Origin of the sequence: Aeromonas sp. 102P (assembly GCF_051920345.1) — a bacterium.
Taxonomy (GTDB): domain Bacteria; phylum Pseudomonadota; class Gammaproteobacteria; order Enterobacterales; family Aeromonadaceae; genus Aeromonas; species Aeromonas veronii.
In genome coordinates this window covers 2960965-2985529 of sequence record NZ_JBQBCZ010000001.1, presented here as the reverse complement: position 1 = coordinate 2985529, position 24565 = coordinate 2960965, and the positions used below count along the sequence as shown (strand labels likewise).

Below are 24565 nucleotides of genomic sequence, written 5' to 3'. Positions count from 1 at the left end.
CCGGTATTGCGCCGGCTTGTCCCATCACTGGAGATAACAAGATGAAACAGAGAATCGTACTGGCCCTTGGCGGCAATGCGCTGGGCAACAACCTGCCCGAGCAGATGAAGGCGGTGCAGAGCACGGCGCACACTATCGCCGACCTGATCGCCCAGGGGCACGAGGTGGTGGTGACCCACGGCAACGGGCCGCAGGTGGGGATGATTCAGCAGGCGTTCGAGGTGGCGGCTCGCCACGAGCCCAAATCCCCCCATCTGCCCATGTCGGTCTGCGTGGCCCTGAGTCAGGGTTATATCGGTTATGACCTGCAAAATGCCCTGCGTGAAGCCCTGCTGGAACGCGGCATCCACAAGCCGGTTGCCACTCTGGTGACCCAGGTTGAGGTGGATAAAAACGATCCCGCCTTCCTTGACCCGAGCAAGCCCATCGGCGGCTTCTTCAGCAAGGAGGAGGCCGAGGCGCTGATGGCCAAGGGCGAGCGGCTCAAAGAGGATGCCGGCCGTGGCTATCGCAGAGTGGTCGCATCTCCCAAACCCGTAGATATCATCGAGAAAGAGACCGTCTCTGCCATGCTGGCCGCCGGTCAGGTGGTGATCACCGTCGGTGGCGGCGGCATTCCGGTGCTGCGGGAGGGCAATCACCTGCGCGGTGCCAGTGCGGTGATCGACAAGGATTGGGCCAGTGCCAAGCTGGCGGAGCTTATCGACGCCGACATGCTGATCATCCTTACCGCGGTAGAGAAGGTCGCCATCAACTTTGGCAAGCCCGATGTGCAGTGGCTCGATCAGTTGAGCGTGGGGGATGCCCAGTGCTTTATCGAGCAGGGACAGTTTGCCAAGGGCTCCATGCTGCCCAAGGTGGAGGCGGCGCTCTCGTTCGCCACCTCCCTGCAGGGGCGCAAATCCCTGATCACCCAGCTGGAAAAGGCAGCCGAGGGGATCGCTGGCAAGACCGGTACCGTGATCAGCCTGTAATCATGCGTACTGACCCACAGGGGCATGCGGCCCCCTGATAGAGTGTGGAGCCTTGGCTCCACACTCAGTTTTATTGGGATGGCGGTGACGGATCATCACTGTCGATCGTGTTCTGCAGGCCAGATGAACCGCTCTGTGGGAGTGGCAATGGGGCTAGTTGGAGTGGCGACCGGGTTTTGTGGCTGGCAGAAACCTGTAGAGGCCGATACCGGCGAGCAAACCAAACATCGCCAGCAGCAGCCAGATGACTGTGGCGGGGCGGCTGCCCGCATCCCCCAACATAAAACCGATGAGCAGGTTGCCAAAGAGCGCCATGCAGCCGCCAGCGCTGGCATAGAAGCCGTAGTAGCTGCCGAGCTGCTCGGGAGGGGCGTAGCGGGGCAGTTGGGCGGCAAAGAGCGGGAAGCAGAGAATGGATCCGAGCGATAGCAGGGCTACCTGCGTCAATACGCCTACCGTCGGCCAAGGTGCCAGCAGCGGTAGAGCCAGGTAGCTCAAGCCCATCATCCCGATACCCAACCCCATGGCGAGCGGCACTCCCATGCGCCTCTCTACCAGACGGGAGGCTGGTAGCTGGAGCAGGACGCCGATCACCGCCGAGAGGGTAAAGACGCCGCCGAGCAGGTGGGTGGCGTCCGGCAGGCTCTGGATATGGGCGGGCAGGGCGAGATAGAGCTGGTGGAACAGGATCTGGTAGCTGCCCGCCAGCAGGGTAAACACGATAAATGAGCGCTGGCGCACTATCTCTCTCCATTGGCGCAAAATGGCGCCACGCGGACTCTGGTGGCTCACCGGGCGTTTGGGCAGAACCCGGTATTGCAGCACGCCGAGCAGGGCGAACAGACTAGCCGCCAACAAGCCGGTCAGGGTATAACTCTGCTGGGTCAGAGTCAGGCCGACCAAGGGCCCGAGCAGCATGCCCGCCTCGCTGGCGAGATTGTGCAGGGCAAAGGCGCGCTGACGCTGGCTCGGGTTGTGGCATTCGCTGGCAAGGTACGCTTGGGCGCAAGGGGTGAACAGCGCCCCCGCAAAGCCGGTGAGGGCTGCGGCCAGCAGCAGGATGGGCAGCGACTCGGCCCGGCCCAGCAGCACAAAACCGACCGAGCGCACCAGGCAGCCCCAGACGATGGCGGGGTGATAGCCGATGCGATCCCCAAGGGTACCCCCCAAGAGAAAGAGCCCCTGCTGGCTGAAGACCCGCATCCCCATGACGAGGCCACAGGCCCAACCGGCGAGACCCAGTCCGCTACCCATGTGCTGGGCGAGGAAGGGCATCATCATGTAGAAACCGAGGTTGAAGGCCAGCCCGTTAGTGATAAGCAGGCGGGCCGCCGGGCTCATGCCCTGCCAGTCCCGCCAGTAGGAGGCGCCGTTCATCTTCGCCTCCCGTTAGTATGTCGGGAGGGGGCCGCCGGGGTTGTGCTGCGCTCTGTCATGACGCCTTTCGCACGGTTCTGAGGAAGGGGATGCCGCGCTGATCGTGGCTTATCTCCACCGGCACATGGTAGAGGCGCTCGATGAGGGCCGCGTCGAGCACCCGGGCGGGGGGGCCGAAGGCCTGCAGATCGCCGTCTGCCAGCACGATCAGCTGATCGGCAAACTGGGCGGCGAGGTTGAGATCGTGCAGCACCACCAGGGTGATCCACTGCTGCTCGCGGGTCTGCTGACACAGGTGCTCCATCAGTTGCATCTGGTGGTGCAGATCCAGGGCGCTGACCGGCTCGTCCAGCATCATGATGCGGGGATCGCGTAGCAGCACCTGGGCAAACAGCACCATCTGCCGCTGGCCGCCGCTCAGGGAGTAGAGGGGGCGATCCGCTAGATGGGCGATGCCGAGCGCCTGCAAGGCGCGGCCCGCCGCCAGGATGTCCTCATCCGCCAGACGCATGGAGAGGCTGTCGAGGCGACCGAGTACCACCACTTCGATGACGCTCAAGTCCAGCTCCAGCTGGATGTTCTGGGGCATGTAGCCAAACTGCTGGCGCCACTTGGCCTGCGTCATCTGGCGGGCACTCTGGCCCCCCAGGCGGATATCGCCGCCATCCGGGGTCAGTTCACCAAAGAGGGTGCGCATCAAGGAGGTCTTGCCGGTACCGTTCGGACCGATGATCACGTGGACCTGACCCGGATGCAGGGTGAGGTTGAGCTCTCGCAGCAGGGTCTGCTGGCCGAGGGAGAGGGTGAGTCGGGATATTTCAAGCACGTTTACGCCCCCTGCCGAGGATCAACCAGATGAAGAAGGGCACGCCAATCAGAGCGGTGACGATGCCGATGGGAAAGAGGGCCCCTGGAATAATGGACTTGGAGAGCACCGAGGCCGCCGAGAGCATGCAGGCGCCGCACAGGGCCGAGAGCGGGATAAGAAAGCGCTGATCCTCCCCCACCAACATGCGAGCAATATGGGGCGCCACCAGGCCAACGAAGCCGATGACACCGACGAAACTGGTGGCAGTGGCGGTGAGCAGGGCGACCAGTACCAGAGTCTTCATGCGCAGTCTGTCCACGTTGACCCCGAGGCTGCGGGCGCGGGCCTCCCCCAGACGCAGGCTGGTGAGGGCCCAGGCATCCCGGTAGATGAGCAGGGTGCAGATCAGGGTGACGGTGGCGGTGATGATCAGGGAGTCCCAGGTGGTGCGCATCAGGCTGCCAAACAGCCAGAACAGGATCTGCTGGTTGAGCTCGGGGGAGGAGAGAAACTGCAGCAGGGAGAGCAGGGACTGGAACAGGAACAGCAGGGCGATGCCCGCCAGGATCAGGGTCTGGCTGCTGACATGGCGCATCATGGCCAGGCCAAATAAAAGGCTCGCGGCAAACATGCAGAGGATGAAGGCGCCAGCCGGAATGGCAATCAGAGGAGGGAGCCCAAGACCGCCGGTATAGAGCGCCAGTGCGGCACCGAGCCCCGCTGCGGCAGCGAGCCCCAGGGTGTAGGGGCTGGCCAGCGGGTTATCCAGCAGAGTCTGCATCTGGACGCCGCCAAGGCCCAGCGCCGCACCGACCACCAGCGCCATCAGGGCGATGGGCAGGCGCATGTCATGGACTATGGTGCGGGTCATGGGATCTGCCTGGGCGGGGGCGAGCAGGGCATCGACCACTTCGCCCAGTGGCAGCAGAGAGGGGCCGGTGGCGATGTCGAGAACCAGGGTAATGCACAGCACCAGGGTGAGCAGCAGGAGCCAGTGCCCGCGACGGCGCTCCCGTTGCCGCTGGCGGGCGAGGGTCTGCTGGAGGGCAGCCAAATCATTCATGATGACAATCCTGAAACGGGCGCCATGAGAGGCGCCCACAAGGGTGAAAGAGGGATGAAGAGGGCTTTGCCTAGACAGGCAAAGCCCGAACGACCGGATTCAGTTTGCGTCACCCTGCTTGATGCCCAGCATAAAGGTGCCCTGGGGGCGGATGGGCAGATAGCGCTGGTAGAAGCCCTGATAGGTGGCCAGGGGATCGAGATCCTGGAACAGATCCGGGTAGAGGGCCTTGGCCATGAACTCAATGAGCGCGGCATCCATGATGCTGCGGGTGGCGCCGTGATAGACCGCATAGAGGCGACCCTGCTGCACTGCGGGCAACTCGCTCCAGCCCGGGCGGGCGGCAAAGCCCTGCAGACGCTGGCGCACGGTCTCGGCCGACACATCCTGGCCGACCTGCATCGCCTCTGCGCTGCTCACGCTCTCGTAGCCCGCCATCAGGATGACCTCGGGTTTGCTCGCCAGCAGTTGCTCAGGATGGATGGGGCCCCAGCGCTCGACGAAGGGAGCCGCGACGTTGTCACCCCCGGCCAGCAGGGCCATCGCGCCCCACATGTCCTTGCCATAGGTGTAGCTGTATTCTGCAGGTCCCTTGTCCCCCAGCTCGATATAGACCCGGGGGAGCTGGCGCTTCGCGTTGGCAACGCGGGAAGTGATGATGTCAATCTTGGCCTTGTATTCGTCGGCCATCTGTTGGGCACGAGCTTCTTGGCCTGTCACCTTGCCCAGCAGCAAGGTGCTCGCCATGTGGCGCTCCAGGGTCTGGGCGTTGTAGTCGATGACCACCACCGGGATCCCGGCCTGTTCGAAGCGTGGCAGATCCGGGCCGAGAGCCTCATATTGCCACTGTGCCAGGATCAGCAGATCGGGCTTGACCGCCAGGGTCTTCTCGATGGAGAAGCTCTGATCCTGCACATTGCCAAGGTCAGGCACCTTGGCTAGTTGCGGCAGGCTGGCGACATAGAGCGACCAGATGGCGGGGCGGGACTTGACGAACCAGCCACGGGACATGCCCACCAGCCGATCGGCGCCGCCTTCACCGGCCACGGCCAGATAATCCTCGGGATAGAAACCGAGCACGATACGGCTGGCCGGCAGGCTGAGGGAGACCTTGCGGCCCATCACATCTTCTACTTCAACCGGGGGATTTGCCTGCGCCATCCAGCTCATCAGGGCGAGCTGACCGAGCAGCAGCAACTTTGCCAGGGGGTGACGAAACATCTTGTGAAAACCTTGAACGGATTTTGGGGTGAGAAGTATTAGCATTTGCGTTTAATGATGGCAATCGATTTTACCAGGGGTCACATAAGGGAGGTATATAGCGTGTTGGTCGTTCGAGGCCCACCTTGGCAAGGTTCTTCGCCAACGCCCCTCTTCAGGGGGCGTGCACGTTTGGGCTGTCGGCCCCCACAAGAGTAAGATGGTTTATTTCGGGGCTGGTTAGCCCGGCATGCAGGCGCACAGGCGCCAAAAAGGCAGAGTAATGAGCACAAAGATCAATATGGCGGCGTTGGGGGGACTGGTCCTGCTCACCGCTATCTGGAGTTACAGCTGGATCGTGATGAAGCAGGTGATGCTCTACGCGGGGGCCTTCGAGTTCACCGCTCTGCGCTGCTTGTGTGGTTCATTGGTGTTGTTGCTGGTGCTGGCCTTGCGTGGCCGCCGTTATCTCAAACCTACCCCGTTTCGTTATACCTTGGCCATCGCCCTGTTCCAGACCTGCGGCATGGTGGGGCTGGCCCAGTGGGCCCTGATCAGCGGCGGGGCGGGCAAGGTGGCCATTCTGAGCTACACCATGCCGTTCTGGGTGGTGATCTTCGCGGCGCTCTTTCTCGGCGAGCGGATGCGCAAGCTGCACTATCTGGCGGTCGGGGTGGCGGCCTGCGGGTTGCTGCTGGTGATCCAGCCCTGGTTGCTGCATCTTGAATCCCTCAAGAGTGCCCTCTTGGCAATCCTCTCCGGCATCTGTTGGGGGATCAGCGCCATCATCGCCAAGCGGATGTATGCCCGCCACCCTTCGGTGGATTTGATGTCCCTCACCACCTGGCAGATGATCTACGCCACCCTGGTGATGGCCGTGGTGGCGGCGCTGGTGCCGGAGCGCCCCATCGACTGGCAGCCCTATGTGATGGGGGCGCTGGCCTATAGTGCCATCTTCGCCACCGCCATCGCCTGGAGTCTCTGGCTCTTCGTGCTGAAAAAACTGCCAGCGGGTATTGCCAGCCTCAGCACTCTGGCGGTGCCGGTGACCGGCGTGCTGCTCTCCTGGTGGCTGCTCGGCGAAAATCCGGGGCCGGTGGAGGGGAGCGGCATCGCCCTTATCGTACTGGCGTTGTTGGTGATTAGCCGCAAGGGCAAGCGCTCCGTGGTATCGGTGGCGGGGGAGACCCGCATCAAGCACGGTTGAGGGGGGACTGGGCTGCCAGTGGCACAATAAACAGCACTCAAAAGAGCCTGCGACAGGGGACCAGCCCCTAGTTACAATGGCGTGGTCTGACTGTGCTTGGAGCACAGGTATCTGATTTATTGTGATTATTTCAACGAACCTAACGGCAAGGATGAGACCGTATGATGACGCTGGTGTGGTTGGCTGTAGGCCTGGTGTGTCTGGTGGTGGGGGCCGAATCTCTTGTGCGGGGCGCATCTCGCCTCGCCACCATGATGGGGATATCGCCACTGGTGGTGGGATTGACCATAGTGGCCTTTGGGACCAGTGCTCCCGAGCTGGCGGTGAGCATCCAGTCTGGCCTCGAGGGGCAGGCAGGGATAGCGGTGGGGAACGTGGTCGGCAGCAATATTTTCAACGTGCTGTTTATTTTAGGTATTTCGGCACTGATCGTACCGTTGACCGTCTCCCAGCAACTGGTACGTCTCGACGTTCCCTTGATGATAGTGGTCTCTTTTCTGGTGTTGTTGCTGGGCTACGATGGCCGTATTGCGCCACTGGAAGGGGCGCTGCTGTTTGCCGGCATCATCGCCTACACCGGGTTTCTCTTTGTCCAGAGTCGACGGGAAAACAAAGCGGTGCAGGCGGAGTACGAGCAGGAGTTTGGTACCCGTGAAGCGAGTACGGCGGGCAACTGGTTGCGCAATCTGCTCTTTATTGCCGCAGGTCTGGGTCTGCTGATCCTCGGCTCCCGCCTGCTGGTTGGCAGTGCAGTGGAGATTGCCCACTACTTCGGGGTGAGCGATCTGATCATCGGCTTGACCATAGTGGCGGCCGGTACCTCCTTGCCCGAAGTGGTGACCTCCATCGTCGCAGCCCTGCGCGGGGAGCGGGATATCGCGGTGGGGAACGTGGTGGGCAGCAATATCTTCAATATCCTCTGCGTGCTGGGGCTCACCTCCATCGTCACTCCCGGTGGGCTTGAAGTGTCGGCCACCGCCCTTCAGTTCGATATTCCGGTAATGATTGCGGTGGCGCTTGCCTGCCTGCCCATCTTCTTTACCGGTTACACCATCGCCCGCTGGGAAGGGGCGCTGTTTCTGGCCTACTACATCGGCTACACCTGCTGGCTGATCCTCCACGCTACATCCAGTCCGCTGCAAGGTCAGTTCAGCGCAGCACTAACCGGTTTTGTATTGCCGCTCACCGCCATCACTCTGGTTGTGCTGGCGGTGCGGGCCTGGCGATTGCAACGAACCCGGTCGTGATGCAGGTTCCCCTGATGTAAAGGAGCTGCATCAACCGACAGGCGGAAAAAAGCCCCACCATCATGGTGGGGCTTTTGCTTGGTGCTGAACTTGGTGCTGAAGAGGGACGCGAAGAGCCGTTATCGGCGCTGGGCTAGATGCATCATGGCTTCCAGCACGGCGCCGCCGATGGCGCGTGCCTTGTCCGATACCGTAGTGGCGTCGGCCCGCTCGCCTCTGGGGTCGATGTCACCGATCTTGAAGCCGACGGTCACCTCGATGCCATCGCTGAGCAGCCCCCGCACCATGCCAGAGAGCGGCGCGATAATGGGAGCATCCCCCACATGGGCAATCACATCCCCCTCCTGCACCAGATCGCCGAGCTTGATCACACTCTTCATCACTCCGGCGACGGGGGCGCGCACCACCCGGCGGGCGGAGTGCCCCTCGATCACCCCGGGGATGCCGGTATTGGGCTGGGCGGGGCCCTGATAGATGACCCGCCCAAGATGGTGACCACGGTTGGTCTCGATCACCGCATCGCAGTCGCGTCCCGCCTCAAATCCCGGGCCAAGGGCCACCGTAATGGGGGCCATCTCCTTGTGAGTGCCGAGATTTTGCTTGGCGAGGATGGCATCCACCAGATAGTGGGGCTTGAGCTCGGCGAGGGTGGCACAGTCGGGGTCAACCAGTAGCGGAATGACGCCCCGATCCAGCTGCTCGAACGCCTGTTCGACGCTCTCGACCCGCTTGGCTCGTACCCCTTCGACGCTTGTTTCGCCGTCAAACATCCCCTGGGCGAAGGCGACAGTGCGACGGATCACCGTGGGTTTGTCGAGATCCAGCATCACCACCTTGAAGCCTGCATTGTGCAGGCGCAGCGCCACCCCGGTGGCGATATCGCCGGAGCCACGCATCACCACCAGCTTATCCCGCTTGAGCCGCACGTCATCCTGCATTAGCCCACCCGATTTGCCGTTTTTCACTTGCAGCAGTTCGGCGAGGATGCTGATGGCGATCTCTTCCGGGGTTTCGGCTCCTATGTTGTAACCGATGGGGGCGTGCAGCCGCTGCAACTGTTCCTGGCTCACCCCTTGCTGGCGCAGCGCCTGGGTGAAGGTCTGTACCTTGCGCTTGCTAGCGAGCAGCCCCAGATAGGCGAGGGGACGGTGGATGAGCCGCTCCAGCGCCTCCTTGTCCTGATGGTTGGTGGCGATGATGACGAAGTTGGCGGGCTCGATGGCCAGCGCCTCGATCACCGCGCTGATGGTATCGGCTTGTTTGAGATGGGTGCCGACGGGGAAGTGATCGGGGTTGAGGCTCCCTTCAAAACAGTCGCCCACATGGATATCAAAACCCAGTGGCGCCGCGGCATGGGCTAGCGCCCGGTTGACGTGACCGGCACCAATGAGCACCAGCCGTGGCCGCAGGCCATAGACATCGATATAGACCGACATGGCGCCACCACAGTCCGACCCGACCGCATGTTCGCCGTTGCGGGCCATCCGGCCGTGGAAGATGCGCGGCTTGCGCTCGGCAATGGCCGCCACGGCCTCTTCGATCACCAACCGCTCGATCATGCCGCCGCCGATGGTGCCGAGGATCTGGCAATCGGCCATCACCAGCATCTGGGCCTGATGGCGCGGGGTGGAGCCCCGGCTCTCGATGATCTGGGCCATGGCAAACGGCGTGTTCTCCTGTTCCAGTCGGGCTGCGTGTGCAAACAGATTCATAAGGTACCTCTTCTTATCCTTAAACCATCATGGGCGAGGCGGCTGTGCCTCATCCTGAGCGAAGTAACCGAGTGCGAGGCGAATGGGCTGTGGTTCGCGAACCGCCCCCTGCCAGATGGCATAGATCTCGGGGTGGCGGCTATGCAGCTTTATCAATTCAGCCAGCCACGACGCCTCATTTTGATAATCCCCATTGATAAACCAGATCCGGCGCGCCCTGGCCGGGGTGCCTTTGAACAGCCCCTCGGGGTGGGAGAGCAGCTGGTGAAACAGGGCCCAGTCGAGCGGGTCACCGGCCTCTATCCCGCACAGGGCCTGAAGCTCTGCCCAGCGGTGGATCTGCGCCGGTTCAGCATTGGCCCCCACCATGGCGCCGCCTGTCAGGGCGATCACCCAATCACTGTGCTGAGGAATGCAAGGTTCGTGCAAAGCGGGCACTTTCAATAACTTGTGATGGGCGCCATCCGCCTCGACCAGGATAAGATCGAAGCGCTGCTGCCCCTTGATGAGATCAATCTGTTGGGGCGTGGGGCCCGCCACCTTTCCGGTGCGCTCGTCGAGATGGCTGAACAGGGCAACCAGCGCCGGGCCATCCGGTAGCGCCTGACAACGGGTAAGTTGACGAACGGGATCCGTCTCGATAATCAATTCCCGATAGTGTGACGGGGCAGGCAGAAACATCCGAGTGGTGGTGGTAATTAGCACCCTTTTACCCTGCTTATAAAAATATTCCGCCAGCCAGAACAGTGTGCTGGTTTTTCCACCGGCCCCGCAGAGGCTAATTAAGGTGGTATGGCTATCAATATTTTTGGTGAGCGGGTTTAATAGCGGATCTATATCTGGAAATGCGACAGCAACAACGTGTGGTAGCGACATAATGACGACCAAAATAAATATCGAAGGGTGTGGAAAACAACGTTGCCAGGAACAAGTGCAGTGTGACTGTATAATAACGGCGGCGGGTTTATCTTCCCGAATGGGTACCTGGAAAATGATGCTACCTTATTGCCAGGGGACAATGCTTGATGCAAGTCTCAAAAATGCCCTGGCTTTTTGTCAGCGGGTTATTCTGGTGGTGGGCCATCGTGGCGAGGAGCTTCAAGCCCGCTACGGATCACGGCCGGATATTGTTGTCGTCCACAATCCCGACTATCGGCAGGGGCTGGGCAGCTCCATCCGCTGCGCCCTGGCGGCCAGCGATGCTGACTACCTCTTTATCAGCCACGGGGATCTCCCCTGTATCCCGCGCGATGTCTATCAACAGCTCTGGCAGGCACGGGGTTGTGAGGCTCTCTTTCCCACCTGGCAGGGGGAGGCGGGCCATCCGGTGTTGCTGCCAAAATCCCTTGCCCGCGAGCTCGCTGCTGCCCCGGTGCAGTCGTCGATACGGCGCTGGTTGCAAGGGCATCCGCACCGTATGGTGCCGGTCGACAGCGCCGCCATCCTGTTTGATGTGGATACCCCGGAGCGCTATCAGGCGCTGCTGGGTGGCATTCTTGAAAATGAGAGCGAGCCCACGAAATAACCCAGTTTAAAAAGATAACGGGGAGATAAATGGCGTATCAAAGTGATATTTCTCGCACTTAATCTGATAGGGCGAGTTCTTTTTGAACTGCTCATTAAGTAAATTCCAGAGTGATTGATAACTACTCGCAATACCCATAATGGTGGCATCGTAAATTCTCTCCATTAATTGGAGCTGCCTCACGCTTTTACCCTAAAAAATAGTTTTGTAGCTCGTTTTGCAACTGTAGTGGCCTGATAGTTGCTCCTCTCCTTGCCAAGGGGGAACACCCGTGCGGGATACCCCATTTATTCATGCTGCCAATGGGCAGAACAGCTGCAAGGAGATAGCCATGGGCGATATTATGCGACCCGTTCCGTTCAAGAATCTGCTGATCCGTATTTTCGCGGAATATAAAGAGAGTCAGAGCATTTTCGGTATTCCCGCCGCGCAATTCTATCGCAAGCAGGACGAGCGCAAGATCAAGGTGTTCGGTGAAACCTGCGAGACCCCCATCGGCCCGGCAGCCGGCCCCCATACCCAATTGGCCCAGAACATCGTCACCTCTTGGCTGACCGGCGGGCGCTTTATCGAGCTCAAGACGGTGCAGATCCTGGACCGTCTCGAACTGGAAAAGCCCTGTATCGACGCCGAGGATGAGTGCTTCAACACCGAGTGGTCTACCGAGTTCACCCTGCCCAAGGCGTTCGACGAGTATCTTAAAGCCTGGTTTGCTCTCTATCTGCTGGAGGAGGTGTTCGATCCGCGTCTTGAGGGGGAGGCCAAGTCCTTCATCTTCAACATGAGCGTGGGTTACAACCTCGATGGCATCAAACAGCCACCGATGCAGCAGTTTATCCACAGCCTGATGGATGCAAGCCAAAGTCCGAAGTTTGCCGAGTACCAGCAGGTGCTGCGCGAGCTGGTGGCCGACGAGCAGTTTATCGCCGAGCTGGGACTGGGGACGCGGCGCGATCGCCTGCAACAGCTGGTGGAGCGCATCCCGGCCGAGCTGGTGCACGGTGTCACCCTCTCCACCATGCACGGCTGCCCGCCGAACGAAATTGAGGCCATCTGCCGCTACATGCTGGAAGAGAAGGGGCTCAACACCTTCGTCAAACTCAACCCGACCCTGCTGGGCTACCCGCGGGTGCGCGAAATCCTCGATACCTGCGGCTTTGATTACATCGGTCTGAGCGAAGAGTCGTTCGATCACGACCTCAAGCTGGATCAGGCCAAGGCGATGCTGACCCGCTTGATGGCGCTGGGGGCCGAGAAGGGGCTCACCTTCGGGGTCAAGCTGACCAACACCCTCGGCACCATTAACTGCAAAGGGGCACTGCCCGGCGATGAGATGTATATGTCCGGCAGGGCACTGTTCCCGCTCTCCATCAACGTGGCGGCCGTGCTGTCTCGCGCCTTCGATGGCAAGCTGCCCATCTCCTACTCCGGTGGTGCCAGCAAGTTCAATATCGCGGAGATCTTCGAGACTGGTATTCGTCCCATCACCATGGCCACCGACCTGCTCAAGCCGGGTGGCTACCTGCGCCAGATTGAGTGCCTCAAAGAGATAGATGCGTCGGACTGCTGGGGCATGAGTCAGGTGGACGTGGCCAAGCTGGAGGCGCTTGCCGCCAAGGCCCTCACCATGGATTACACCCAGAAGGAGTGGAAGTCTGACGATCGCATCGAAGTGGGGGGCGGCCTGCCGCTGACCGACTGCTACGTTGCTCCCTGTGTCACCGCCTGCGCCGTGCATCAGGATATCCCCGAGTACATTCGCCTGATGGGCGAGGGGGAGTATGTCGCGGCCCTTGAGCTGATTTATCAGCGCAACGCCTTGCCCGCCATCACCGGCCATATCTGCGATCACCAGTGCCAGTACAACTGCACCCGTCTCGACTACGACAGCGCGCTCAATATCCGCGAGCTGAAAAAAGTGGCGCTGGAGCGCGGCTGGGAAGGGTACAAGGCCCGCTGGCACAAACCGGCAGGCAGCGGTGACAAGCATCCGGTTGCGGTCATTGGTGCAGGCCCTGCCGGTCTCTCCGCCGGTTACTTCCTGGCCCGTGCCGGTCATCCGGTCACCGTGTTCGAGCGCGAAGCGGATGCCGGTGGCGTGGTCAAGCACATCATCCCCGAGTTCCGCATTCCGGCTGAGCTTATCCAGCACGACATCGACTTTGTCGCCGCTCACGGGGTCAAGTTCGAGTTTGGTTGCGATCCTGCGCTCACCGTCGACAAGCTGCACGCCCAAGGCTTTACCTATGTCTTCGTCGGCATCGGCGCCGACAAGAATGGCGGCATGCGCCTCGAAGGGGGGCATGATCGGGTCTACAAGTCCTTCAACTTCCTGCGCAGCTTCAATCAGGGCAAACCGCTGCCGCTGGGCCGCCATGTGGCAGTGATCGGTGCCGGTAACACCGCCATGGACTGCGCCCGCGCCGCCCTCAAGGTGCCGGGTGTCAGCGATGTGACCGTGATCTACCGTCGCAGCGAAAAAGAGATGCCCGCCTATCGCGAGGAGTATCTGGAAGCAGTGGAGGATGGGGTACGTTTCTGCTTCCTCACCAATCCGGAGCGTTTTGACAAAGATGGCAAGCTCACCGTGCGGATGATGGCGCTGGGGGATCCTGACGAGCAGGGCCGCCGCCGTCCTGTGCCCACCGAGCAGACCGAAGTGATGCAGATGGATGCGCTGATCACCGCCATCGGCGAGCAGCCTGACTGCGAGGTGCTCAAAGCGATGGGCATTCCTCTTGGCAGCGATGGCTGGCCCGAGGTGGATGGCCAGACTGGCGAAACCAGCCGTCGCAACGTCTTCCTGATTGGTGACGTGCAGAGCGGCCCATCCTCCATCGTCGGTGCCATCGGTGGTGCCCGCCGCGCCGCGGATCTGGTGCTCTCTCGCGAGCATATCGCCAGCCAGCAGAGTGAAGTGACCATCCAGCCGTCGGGCAAGGATGAGATCTACCGCCGCAAGGGGAGCATCGCCGTCACCCTGGTCGACAAGAGCGAGCGCGATGCCTTCGTGGCGCAAGAGGCTCACCGTTGCCTCGAGTGCAACTACCTCTGCAGCAAGTGCGTGGATGTCTGCCCCAACCGGGCCAACGTCGCCATCGCGGTGCCGGGCTTCAAGGATCAGTTCCAGACCCTGCACCTGGATGCCTACTGCAACGAGTGTGGCAACTGCGCCCAGTTCTGCCCGTGGCAGGGCAAGCCCTATCAGGACAAGGTCACCATCTTCAGCCTGCCCGAGGACTTCGACAACAGCCGCAACCCCGGTTTCTATCTGGCGGATGGTGGCGAACTGCGGGTGCGTCAGGATGGCGAGACCTATCGCCTGACCATAGACGCCCAGAGCCGGATCAAGGATGCGCCAGCGGCCCTTGGCGATATATGCCGGATCATCAGCCATGTCCACGCCCATCACCACTACTTGCTGGGGGCCGTCGAGGTCTGAGCGAATAACGAATAAGCGAAGGAGCAAACCATGTTTATTCTGAAGAACGTCACCGCCGTCCAGCTGGAGCCGACCCGGGTGCTGGAAGGGGTGGATATCGCCATCGAAGGCACCCTTATCAAAGCGGTGGGGCCCAATCTGCGGGCCCTCTACCCGGAGGCCAACTATCGGGAGATGGGCGGCAAGCTGGTGATGCCGGGCATCGTCTGTGCCCACAACCACTTCTACTCCGGCCTGTCGCGGGGGATCATGGCCAATATTGCCCCCTGCCCAGACTTTATCTCCACCCTGAAAAACCTCTGGTGGCGGCTCGATCGGGCGCTCGATGAAGAGTCCCTCTACTACAGCGGCCTCATCTGCTCGCTGGAGGCGATCAAGAGCGGCTGCAGCGCGGTGATCGACCACCACGCGTCGCCCAACTTCATCAAGGGCTCCCTGAATGTGCTGCGCAAAGGGTTTATGGAGGCGGGCCTGCGCGGCATGACCTGCTTCGAAACCACGGATCGCAACGGCGGTCTCGCCGAGCTGCAGGCCGGGGTAGAGGAGAACATCCTGTTCGCCCAACAGATCGATGCGGCCAAGGCCAAGGGGAACGAACCCTATCTGGTGGAGGCTCATATCGGTGCCCACGCCCCCTTCACCGTCCCCGACGAGGGGCTAGCCATGCTGCGTGAAGCGGTGCAGGTCATCGGTCGCGGGTTGCATATCCATGTGGCGGAAGACCGTTACGACATGGCTCACGGCCACCACCACTACGGCAAGGAGCCCATCGCCCGGTTGGACGAGTTTGGCCTTATCGACAGGAAGTCGCTTGTTGCCCACGGCATCTACCTGAGCCCGTCTGACATCGAGCTGCTCAACAGCCGCGATGCCTTCCTGGTACACAACGCCCGCTCCAACATGAACAACCACGTGGGCTACAACATGCACCTGCCGGAGTATCGCAATCTGGCGCTTGGCACCGATGGTATCGGCTCCGACATGCTCGAAGAGCTCAAGTTCGCCTACTTCAAGCACAAGGATGCCGGTGGCGCCCTGTGGCCTGACAGCTTTGCCCGCTTCCTGTGGAACGGCAACACCCTGCTGGAGCGCAACTTCGGCGCCAAATTTGGCCGCCTGGAGCCGGGATACAAGGCCGACCTCACCATTTGCGACTACGACGCACCGACCCCGCTGGCGCCGCGTAACCTCGGTGGCCATCTCGCCTTCGGCATGGGATCGAACAGCGTCAACAGCGTGATGGTGGAGGGGCGCATGGTCTATCAGGATCGCGAGTTCCCGTTCGATGTCGCGCCCATTTACGAGCAGGCCAGCAAGGTGGCGAGCCGCCTGTGGCAACGGATGGATCAGCTGGCCTAAGGCCACCTTCCACAGTTTTGGACCGGATTGCCCGCCCTGTGGATTTTCCCGGCGGCGGGCAGCAAGAGTAAGGACGACACATGATTGAGCAATTCTTCCGACCCGAGCAACTGGGTCAGGCTTTGGAACTCAAGGCCAGCTTCGGCAACGACGCCGTCTACATGGGAGGCGGCAGCAAGCTTAACGCCGCTCCGACTCGCACCGACAAGAAGGTCGCTATCTCGCTGGACAAGCTGGGACTGAACCAGATTGAGCAGCAGCACGGCCAGCTCCATATCGGCGCCACCGTCACCCTGCAGACCCTGAAAGATGATCCCCGTACCCCGGCCGCCCTGTGCGATGCGCTGGGGTTTGTCTACTCCCGCCATCTGCGCAATCAGGCCACCATCGGCGGCGAACTTGCCTGCCAACAGCAGGACTCCCCCTTGCTGCCGGTGCTGCTGGTACTCGAAGCGGTGGTGGTGCTGGAGAACAACCTGCTGCAACCCATCGACGCCTATCTGGCGGGTCAGCGCAATGCCCTGGTGCTGGGAGTTGTGCTGCCGGAGCCCGAACTGCGCTGCGCCACCCGCCGCATCAGCCGCAACGCCGATGGCTTGGCAGTAATGACCGCCGCGGTAGCCCTCGACAGCATTGGCGAAATGCGGGTAGCCGTCGCTGGCGTTACCCCGCAGCCGATGCGCCTGCGGGATCTGGAGCGCCGCGAACTGCACGATGCCGCGCTGGAGGCCGCCGTGAGCGAGCTGATTGCGCCCCGTGAGGATCTGGCGGGCAGCATAAGTTACAAGCGGTATATCACCGGTGTAGTGGTGGCGGATCTGCTGGTCGAGTGCCAGCAGCAGGAGGTACAGGCATGATGGAACTCAACTTCACACTGAACGGTGCCCTGCGCACCGTCATCACCCCGGCTGGCGAGAATGCCCAGCGGGTGCTGTTCAACCAGTGCCGGATGCACTCGGTGCGCAACAGCGACGACGGCTTTGGCTTTGCCGGCTCCGACGCCATTCTCTTCAATGGCAAGGTGATCAACGCCTCCCTGCTGATCGCCGCACAACTGGATGGGGCGCAGGTGCGCACCGCCGAGTCGCTGGGCAGCTGGAACCAGCTTAGTCTGGTGCAGCAGGCCATGGTGGACGTGGGCGTGGTGCAGTCCGGCTACAACGATCCGGCTGCGGCGCTTATCGTTACCGACCTGCTTGATCGCCATCCCGAACCCAGCCGTGATCAAATCGACGACGCGCTCTCGGGTCTCTTTCACCGGGACGGCGGCTACCAGCAGTTCTATCAGGCCATCGAGCTGGCCAGTTCACGGATGAAGGATCCCGATTACCTGTGCCAGATCGCCCCGGAGTTTCGTGACGATCTGCGCCATATCGGCAAGAGCTGCCCGAAAGTGGACGCCGCCAAGATGGTGCAGGCCAAACCCTGCTACGTGGAGGATCGGGTCACCGAGGATGCGCTGGTCATCAAGATGCTGCGCAGCCCCTATCCCCATGCGGTGATCACCAAACTCGACGTTAGCCGCGCCGAAGCCATGCCGGGGGTGGTGCATGTCATCACTCACCTCAATTGCCCGGATATCTACTACACCCCGGGTGGCCAGAGTGCCCCCGAGCCGTCACCGCTGGATCGCCGCATGTTTGGCCGCAAGCTGCGCCACGTAGGTGATCGTGTTGCCGCCGTGGTGGCCGAGAGTGAAGCCATCGCATTGGCCGCGCTCAAGCTCATCGAGGTCGAGTATCAAGTGCTGCCGGCGGTCATGACCATCGATGAGGCGATGGCTCCCAATGCACCGTTGGTGCACGACGAGCCCATCGTCTACATGGCTGGTGCGCCTGCGGATCTGGAGCAGCAGAACGCCTGCTCGGTGCGCCGCGGCGATGAGCACATGATCATCAACTTCCCCATCGGCTCCCGCCCCCACGAGAACCTGGCCGCCAGCGTCCATGGCCAGATCGGCGATGTGGCCAAAGGCTTTGCCGAGGCGGACGAGATTGTCGAGCGCACCTACGAATCGACCCAGGCCCAGCAGTGCCCGACCGAGCCACATATCTGCTTCACCTACATGGATGGGGATCGTCTGGTCATTCACGCATCCACCCAGGTGCCGTGGCACGTGCGCCGCCAGGTGGCGCGGATCGTCGGCCTCAAGCAACATCAGGTGCACGTGATCAAGGAGCGGGTAGGGGGCGGCTTTGGCTCCAAGCAGGATATCCTGCTGGAAGAGGTGTGCGCCTGGGCGACCAAGGTCACCGGCCGTCCCGTTACCTTCCGCTACACCCGTGAAGAGGAGTTCATCAGCAACACCTCCCGCCACGTGGCCAAGGTGAAGGTGAAAGTGGGGGCCAAAAAAGATGGCACCATCACCGCCATCGACATGGATTTTCGCGCCAACACCGGCCCTTATGGCAACCACTCATTGACGGTGCCAAGCAACGGCCCTGCGCTCTCCCTGCCGCTCTATCCGTGCGACAACGTGCGCTTTACCGTCAATACCTACTACAGCAACATCTGCCCGACCGGCGCCTATCAGGGCTACGGCGCGCCCAAGGGAAACTTCGCGCTGACCATGGCCATTGCCGAGCTGGCCGAGAAACTGGGTATCGATCAGCTCGACATGGTGGAGCACAACCGGGTGCACGAAGGGGACATCCTCAAGGTTCTGGGTGCCATCGGCGAGGGCAAGATGCCTACCTCTGTGCCCCACGCCGCCAGCTGCGCCCTCGAACCCATCCTCAAACAGGGTCGCGAACTGATTGCCTGGGATAGCCCCAAACCCGCCGACGGGGATTGGCGCATCGGTCGTGGCGTCGCCATCATCATGCAAAAATCGGGGATCCCGGATATCGATCAGGCCAACTGCATGGTCAAGCTGGAATCGGACGGTACCTTTATCGTCCACTCCGGTGGCGCCGATATCGGCACCGGCCTCGATACCGTGGTCGCCAAGCTGACCGCCGAGGTGCTCGGTTGCCCGCTCAGCGATGTGCATGTGATCTCTGGCGACACCGACCACGCCCTGTTCGACAAGGGGGCTTACGCCTCGTCAGGCACCTGCTTCTCCGGCAATGCGGCCAAGATGGCGGCCGAGAACCTCAAGGCGAAGATCCTGTTCCACGCCGCCGCCATGCTGGGCGAGCCGGTCGAAGACGTAGAGCTGGTTCATCCTGGCATAGTGTGCGGCAAGCTGGGGGAGGTGAGCCTCGCCAAGCTGGCCCACAAGGCGGAGACCGGTACCGGCTTCGGCATTCTGGTGGGCACCGCCAGCTACATCACCTCGGAGCTTGCCTTCCCGTATGGGGCCAACTTCGCCGAGGTTGCGGTCAACGTCAGAACCGGCGAGATCCGGCTCGACAAGTTCTACGCCCTGCTCGACTGCGGCACCCCCATCAACCCAGAGCTGGCCCTCGGCCAGATCTACGGGGCGACCATGCGGGCCATCGGCCACACCATGAGCGAGGAGATCTGCTACGACAGCAAGGGCATCCCGCTCACCCGGGATCTGAAGAGCTATGGCGCGCCCAAGATTGGCGACATTCCGCGCGACTTCCGGGCCTTCTTGGTGCCGAGTGACGACAAGGTTGGCCCCTACGGCGCCAAGTCCATCTCGGAGATCGGGGTGAACGGTGCGGCGCCCGCCATCGCCACCGCCATCCATGACGCCTGCGGTGTCTGGCTGCGCAAGTGGCACTTCACGCCGGAGCAGATCCTGCGCGAACTGGGCAAGCTGGAGCAAAAAGTGTCGGCATAACAAAAGAAAAGGTGAGGGGCGGGCGCCAGCTCGCCCCCAGCGCCTGACGGCGGAATGAGTACTCCGCCTACATTCTGTGTGATGGGACAAACACGATGTCTAAAACAACACGCAAGCACTCGGATCTCATTTACGAGCTGGAAGACAAACCCCCGTTTTATCAAACCCTGATGGGCGCAGTGACCCATCTGCTGGCGATTTTTGTTCCCATGGTAACCCCGGCGCTGATCGTCGGCGGCGCTCTGGGCCTCTCCACCGAGATCACCGCCTATCTGGTCTCCATGGCGATGATCGCCTCCGGTATCGGCACCTGGCTGCAGGTGAACCGCTATGGCCCCATAGGTTCGGGGCTGCTCTCCATTCAGTCGGTCAACTTCTCCTTCGTCACTGTGATGATCGCGCTCGGCGGCGCCATGAAGAAAGATGGCATCCACGAGGAGCTGATCGTCTCGACCCTGCTCGGGGTCTCCTTTGTCGGCGCCTTTCTGGTGATGGGCTCCTCCTTCGTGCTGCCCTACCTCAAGCGGGTGATCACCCCGACCGTGAGCGGGGTAGTGGTGCTGATGATTGGTCTGAGTCTTATCAAGGTGGGGATCATCGACTTTGGCGGCGGCTTCTCCGCCATGAGCAGCGGCACTTTCGGCAAATACGAGCACATCGGGCTGGGGCTTTTGGTGCTCTGCGTCATCGTCGCCTTCAACTGCAGCCGAAGCCCGCTGCTGCGGATGAGCGGCATTGCCATCGGTCTGATGGTGGGTTATGCGGTGGCCCTGATGCTCGGCATGGTGGATTTTTCCGCCCTTGAGAACCTGCCGCTTATTACGGTGCCGATCCCGTTCAAGTACGGTTTCTCCTTCGATTTCCACGCTTTTATGTTGGCGGGCACCATCTATCTGTTGAGCGTGCTGGAGGCGGTGGGGGACATCACCGCTACCGCCATGGTCTCCCACAGGGATATTCAGGGCCCCGAGTTTCAAAAACGGCTCTCCGGCGGTGTGCTGGCTGATGGGTTGGTCTCGGTGATCGCCTCGGCCCTCGGCTCTTTGCCGCTCACCACCTTTGCCCAGAACAATGGCGTCATCCAGATGACCGGGGTGGCCTCACGCCACGTGGGCAAGTTTATTGCCGTCATTCTGGTGTTGTTGGGGCTCTTCCCGGTGGTGGGGCGCTTCTTTACCACCATACCGTCACCTGTGATGGGGGGCGCCATGGTCATCATGTTCTCGATGATCGCCATCGCCGGTGGTCGCATCATCATCAGCCACGGCTTCGATCGGCGGGAGACCCTGATTGTCGCCACCTCGCTGGGTCTTGGGCTTGGTGTCTCCTATGACCCGAACGTCTTCAAGGTGCTGCCGGCGGGTATCTACATGCTGGTGGAGAACCCCATCTGTGCCGGTGGCATCACCGCCATCATCATGAATCTGGTGTTGCCGCAAAGCCGCAAGCGCAAGGCGGCCGTCAGGGATGCCGAGGCGGTGGAGGTGATCCAGCTGAGCGACAAGCCGGATGTGATCTTTACCGCCCGCAGTGCGGGCCAGCCATCGGCCAGCAAGGGGGAGGGGTCACCAGAGCCTGTGCCCGGGCAGGCGGTGGCGCCACAAGTGGAACGGATCTGACGGTTAAACCGGCAAAAAACGTCAACAGAACAAGAAAAACAGGGAAACGGTTATGAAAAATGACAACTCTGTCAAAGCGGTACGCGGCAGCTTCTTCGATATCACCCGGGTGGTGGAGCAGCCCGAGGAGATTGAGTCCAACGCCCGCCTTATCGAGGATGGTCTGCTGATCATTCGCAACGGTTGCATCGACTGGTTCGGTGAGTGGGAGGAGGGGAAAGATCGCATTCCGGCCGAGGTGCGGGTGCGGGATTATCGCGGCAAGATGATAGTGCCGGGCTTTGTCGATACCCACATTCACTATCCCCAAAGTGAAATGGTGGGAGCCTATGGCGAGCAGCTGCTGGAGTGGCTCAACCGCCACACCTTCCCGGCCGAGCGGCGTTACAACGATCTCGAGTATGCCCGCGAGATGTCCACCTTCTTTATCAAGCAGTTGCTGCGTAACGGCACTACCACGGCGCTGGTGTTTGGCACCGTTCACCCCGAGTCAGTGGATGCCCTGTTCGAGGCGGCCAGTCGCATCAATATGCGGATGATCGCGGGCAAGGTGATGATGGATCGCAATGCGCCCGATTATCTGCTCGATACCGCCGAGAGCAGCTATGTGCAGAGCAAGCAGCTTATCGAGCGCTGGCACGGCAATGGTCGCCTGCTCTATGCCATCACACCACGATTTGCACCCACCTCGACACCCGAGCAGCTGGCGATGGCGCGGCGGCTGCGCGAAGAGTTTCCCACCACCTATCTGCACACCCATCTGTGCGAGAACAAGGACGAGATTGCCTGGGTCAAATCCCTCTTCCCGGCGCACAAGGGCTATCTCGATGTCTATCACCAGCATGGGCTGACCGGCCACAACTGCGTGTTTGCCCACTGCGTCCATCTGGAAGAGCAGGAGTGGGATTGCCTGAAGGAGACCGGCTCCACCATCGCGTTTTGCCCCACCTCCAACCTCTATCTCGGCAGCGGTCTGTTCAAGCTGCACAAGGCGTGGCGCAAGCAGGTGAAGGTGGGGATGGGCACCGACATCGGCGCGGGCACCACCTTCAATATGCTGCAGACCCTCAACGAGGCTTACAAGGTGATGCAGTTGCAGGGCGAGCGGCTCTCGGCCTATCAGGCCTTCTATCTGGCCACCCTGGGCGGCGCCCATTCGCTGGGGCTGGATGAGAAGATCGGCAGCTTTGCGGTGGGCAAGGAGGCGGACTTCGTGGTGCTCGACCCGGTCGCCACCCCGCTGCAGCAGCTGCGTTATGACAACTCCACCACCCTGCGGGACAAGCTCTTTGTGTTGCTGACCCTGGGGGATGACAGATCCATCTACCGCACCTATGTGGATGGCCAACTGGTGCATGAACGGGGGTAGGGGCTGGAGTGGGCTGCCGCGGCGCAGCCTCAACGAATACGGCGGCTGGCGTACCCAACAGGAGGCCAGTCTTGCCGCACCACAGGGGATCTCCCCGCATAGAACGTGAAATGGCCCGGTTTTTTTGACCAGCAAGGCAAACGTTTGAGTCAAGGCTGCCAGCCCTGGTCTGTCTGTCGCATCCTCTGCCACCATCGCCTGTTTCTCATCAGACTGGCGCGAGGCAGACCCGCAGATCCTGTCGCCATTTCGTCATGGAACATTCAGGCGCGTGTGAAGGAGTTGGGTATGACCCAAGCAAACAGCAGGACAAACAGCGTGGAACAGCTGGCCAATGATGACGCCAGCCAGAGCGCAGCAAAGCAACAGCCGCTCACGGCTCTTGATCGCTACTTTATGATCAGCGAGCGGGGCAGCAACGTCAGACAGGAGGTGCTGGCGGGCCTCACCACCTTCCTTGCCATGGTCTACTCGGTGATAGTGGTGCCGAGCATGCTCGGCAAGGCGGGCTTTCCCCCCGGCGCCGTGTTTGTCGCCACCTGTCTGGTGGCGGGGTTCGGTTCGCTCTTGATGGGGCTCTGGGCCAAGCTGCCGATGGCCATCGGTTGCGCTATTTCCCTCACGGCGTTTACTGCATTCAGTCTGGTGCTGGGGCAGCAGATCCCCATTCCGGTGGCGCTGGGGGCCGTCTTCCTGATGGGGGTGCTGTTTACCGCCATCTCGGTGACCGGGGTGCGTAGCTGGATCCTCGACAACCTGCCGATGGGAATTGCCCATGGCACCGGCATCGGGATTGGTCTCTTTCTGCTGCTTATCGCCGCCAACGGGGTGGGGCTGGTGATCAAGAACCCGCTTGAGGGGTTGCCGGTGGCGCTGGGGGCCTTTACCTCCATGCCGGTCATCATGTCCCTGATCGGCCTTGCGGTGATCTTCGGGCTGGAGAAGCTGAGAGTACCGGGGGGGATCCTGCTGGTGATCATCGCCATCTCAATCTTCGGCCTGATTTTCGATCCGGCGGTGAAGTATCAGGGACTGTTCGCCCTGCCGAGCCTCTCGGACGATCAGGGCAAGTCCCTCATCTTCAGTCTGGATATCATGGGGGCCCTCTCGCCGCTGGTGTTGCCCAGCGTGCTGGCGCTGGTGATGACAGCGGTATTCGATGCCACCGGCACCATCCGCGCCGTGGCGGGGCAGGCCAACCTGCTGGATAAGGATGGTCACATCATCAACAGCGGCAAGGCGCTGAGTGCCGACTCGGTCAGCAGCATCTTCTCCAGTCTGGTGGGGGCGGCCCCCGCTGCCGTCTATATCGAATCGGCCGCGGGCACGGCGGCGGGGGGCAAAACCGGCCTCACCGCGACCGTGGTCGGTGGTCTTTTCCTGCTGATGCTGTTCCTCTCGCCGCTCTCCTATCTGGTGCCCGCCTATGCCACGGCGCCGGCACTGATGTATGTGGGGCTCTTGATGCTGAGCAACGTCACCAAACTCGATTTCGATGACTTTGTCGGCGCCATGTCCGGGCTAGTCTGTGCGGTCTTTATCGTACTCACCTGCAATATCGTCACCGGCATCATGCTTGGCTTCAGCTCGCTGGTGATCGGCCGCATCTGCTCCAAGGAGTGGCACAAGCTCAACGTCGGCACCGTGGTCATCGCCCTGGCGCTGGTGCTTTTTTATGCTGGGGGGTGGGCTATTTAGGGATAACCCGCCCGTTTGGGGTCGCTCTGGCGGCCCCATTTTTATGCCTGTTATTTTTAGCCCGCCCACGCAGGCATCACGCCTCGGCCGTCTCCGCAGTTGGGGGGCCATCTCGATACCATTTTGATAAATCCCCCTACCAGATTGATAGGCTCCCACCCTTGCTCTCCTCGCTCTGCCGCTTTTTTCACCGCTGATGTGCCCCGTTTGCTCA

The 24565-nt window shown here is 61.4% G+C and carries 17 protein-coding genes; 11 read left to right on the top strand and 6 right to left on the bottom strand.

From position 1 onward, the window contains the following. Nucleotides 1-41 precede the first annotated feature (41 nt). On the top strand, nucleotides 42-974 hold the full coding sequence (gene arcC / locus ACTG1K_RS13935; RefSeq protein ID WP_320545006.1) for a carbamate kinase: 933 nt from the start codon (nucleotides 42-44) through the stop codon (nucleotides 972-974). 153 nt (nucleotides 975-1127) lie between these two features. Here the strand turns inward: arcC and ACTG1K_RS13930 are convergent, their stop codons facing one another. From ACTG1K_RS13930 to ACTG1K_RS13915, 4 genes are all read right to left on the bottom strand, one after another. Then, nucleotides 1128-2351, bottom strand: coding sequence for an MFS transporter (locus ACTG1K_RS13930; protein ID WP_440005774.1), 1224 nt, complete (start codon nucleotides 2349-2351; stop codon nucleotides 1128-1130). A 55-nt stretch (nucleotides 2352-2406) separates the two neighbouring features. Further along, entirely contained in the window at nucleotides 2407-3177 is a 771-nt protein-coding gene (locus ACTG1K_RS13925; protein WP_107683041.1) for an ABC transporter ATP-binding protein, read from the bottom strand. Then, nucleotides 3170-4222 (bottom strand): FecCD family ABC transporter permease, encoded by a 1053-nt coding sequence (locus ACTG1K_RS13920; RefSeq protein WP_107683040.1) that lies wholly within the window; start codon nucleotides 4220-4222, stop codon nucleotides 3170-3172. Before ACTG1K_RS13920 ends, ACTG1K_RS13925 begins: the two co-directional genes overlap by 8 nt. A gap of 99 nt (nucleotides 4223-4321) precedes the next feature. After that, on the bottom strand, nucleotides 4322-5443 hold the full coding sequence (locus tag ACTG1K_RS13915) for an ABC transporter substrate-binding protein (protein ID WP_236294555.1): 1122 nt from the start codon (nucleotides 5441-5443) through the stop codon (nucleotides 4322-4324). Between the two features lie 262 nt (nucleotides 5444-5705). On the opposite strand from ACTG1K_RS13915, the gene ACTG1K_RS13910 reads away from it, so the two are divergent. Both ACTG1K_RS13910 and ACTG1K_RS13905 read left to right on the top strand, forming a co-directional pair. After that, nucleotides 5706-6629 carry a DMT family transporter gene (locus ACTG1K_RS13910; RefSeq protein WP_213387101.1) on the top strand — a complete coding sequence of 308 codons (924 nt, stop codon included), beginning with the start codon at nucleotides 5706-5708 and terminating at the stop codon, nucleotides 6627-6629. A 161-nt stretch (nucleotides 6630-6790) separates the two neighbouring features. Further along, nucleotides 6791-7876, top strand: a complete 1086-nt coding sequence (locus tag ACTG1K_RS13905) for a calcium/sodium antiporter (RefSeq protein ID WP_005360785.1) — start codon at nucleotides 6791-6793, stop codon at nucleotides 7874-7876. 119 nt (nucleotides 7877-7995) lie between these two features. Here ACTG1K_RS13905 and yqeB read toward each other — a convergent pair whose 3' ends face one another. Next, a complete protein-coding gene (gene yqeB, locus ACTG1K_RS13900) occupies nucleotides 7996-9588 on the bottom strand; it encodes a selenium-dependent molybdenum cofactor biosynthesis protein YqeB (RefSeq protein WP_440005771.1) in 1593 nt (530 codons plus the stop codon). Nucleotides 9589-9615: 27 nt separating this feature from the next. Beyond that, nucleotides 9616-10464: a selenium cofactor biosynthesis protein YqeC gene (gene yqeC, locus ACTG1K_RS13895; protein WP_440005769.1), complete on the bottom strand. Its 849-nt coding sequence runs from the start codon at nucleotides 10462-10464 to the stop codon at nucleotides 9616-9618. Between the two features lies 1 nt (nucleotide 10465). Between yqeC and mocA the strand changes: the two genes are divergently transcribed. From mocA to ACTG1K_RS13855, 8 genes are all read left to right on the top strand, one after another. Further along, a complete protein-coding gene (mocA, locus tag ACTG1K_RS13890) occupies nucleotides 10466-11113 on the top strand; it encodes a molybdenum cofactor cytidylyltransferase (protein WP_440005767.1) in 648 nt (215 codons plus the stop codon). A gap of 331 nt (nucleotides 11114-11444) precedes the next feature. Beyond that, entirely contained in the window at nucleotides 11445-14555 is a 3111-nt protein-coding gene (gene ygfK, locus ACTG1K_RS13885; protein WP_440005765.1) for a putative selenate reductase subunit YgfK, read from the top strand. 30 nt (nucleotides 14556-14585) lie between these two features. Continuing rightward, complete coding sequence (gene ssnA / locus ACTG1K_RS13880) at nucleotides 14586-15914, top strand: putative aminohydrolase SsnA (protein WP_440005763.1); 1329 nt, start codon at nucleotides 14586-14588, stop codon at nucleotides 15912-15914. 80 nt (nucleotides 15915-15994) lie between these two features. After that, a complete protein-coding gene (ygfM, locus tag ACTG1K_RS13875; protein WP_440005761.1) occupies nucleotides 15995-16771 on the top strand; it encodes a molybdopterin-dependent oxidoreductase FAD-binding subunit in 777 nt (258 codons plus the stop codon). Further along, entirely contained in the window at nucleotides 16768-19665 is a 2898-nt protein-coding gene (locus ACTG1K_RS13870; RefSeq protein ID WP_440005759.1) for a molybdopterin-dependent oxidoreductase Mo/Fe-S-binding subunit, read from the top strand. Before ygfM ends, ACTG1K_RS13870 begins: the two co-directional genes overlap by 4 nt. A gap of 95 nt (nucleotides 19666-19760) precedes the next feature. Beyond that, the gene (locus ACTG1K_RS13865; protein ID WP_040069821.1) at nucleotides 19761-21284 is read left to right on the top strand and encodes a nucleobase:cation symporter-2 family protein; all 1524 of its coding nucleotides are present in this window, start codon (nucleotides 19761-19763) and stop codon (nucleotides 21282-21284) included. 52 nt (nucleotides 21285-21336) lie between these two features. After that, a complete protein-coding gene (gene guaD / locus ACTG1K_RS13860; RefSeq protein WP_193859222.1) occupies nucleotides 21337-22653 on the top strand; it encodes a guanine deaminase in 1317 nt (438 codons plus the stop codon). A gap of 396 nt (nucleotides 22654-23049) precedes the next feature. Then, a complete protein-coding gene (locus tag ACTG1K_RS13855) occupies nucleotides 23050-24351 on the top strand; it encodes an NCS2 family permease (RefSeq protein ID WP_180343373.1) in 1302 nt (433 codons plus the stop codon). Nucleotides 24352-24565 lie beyond the last annotated feature (214 nt).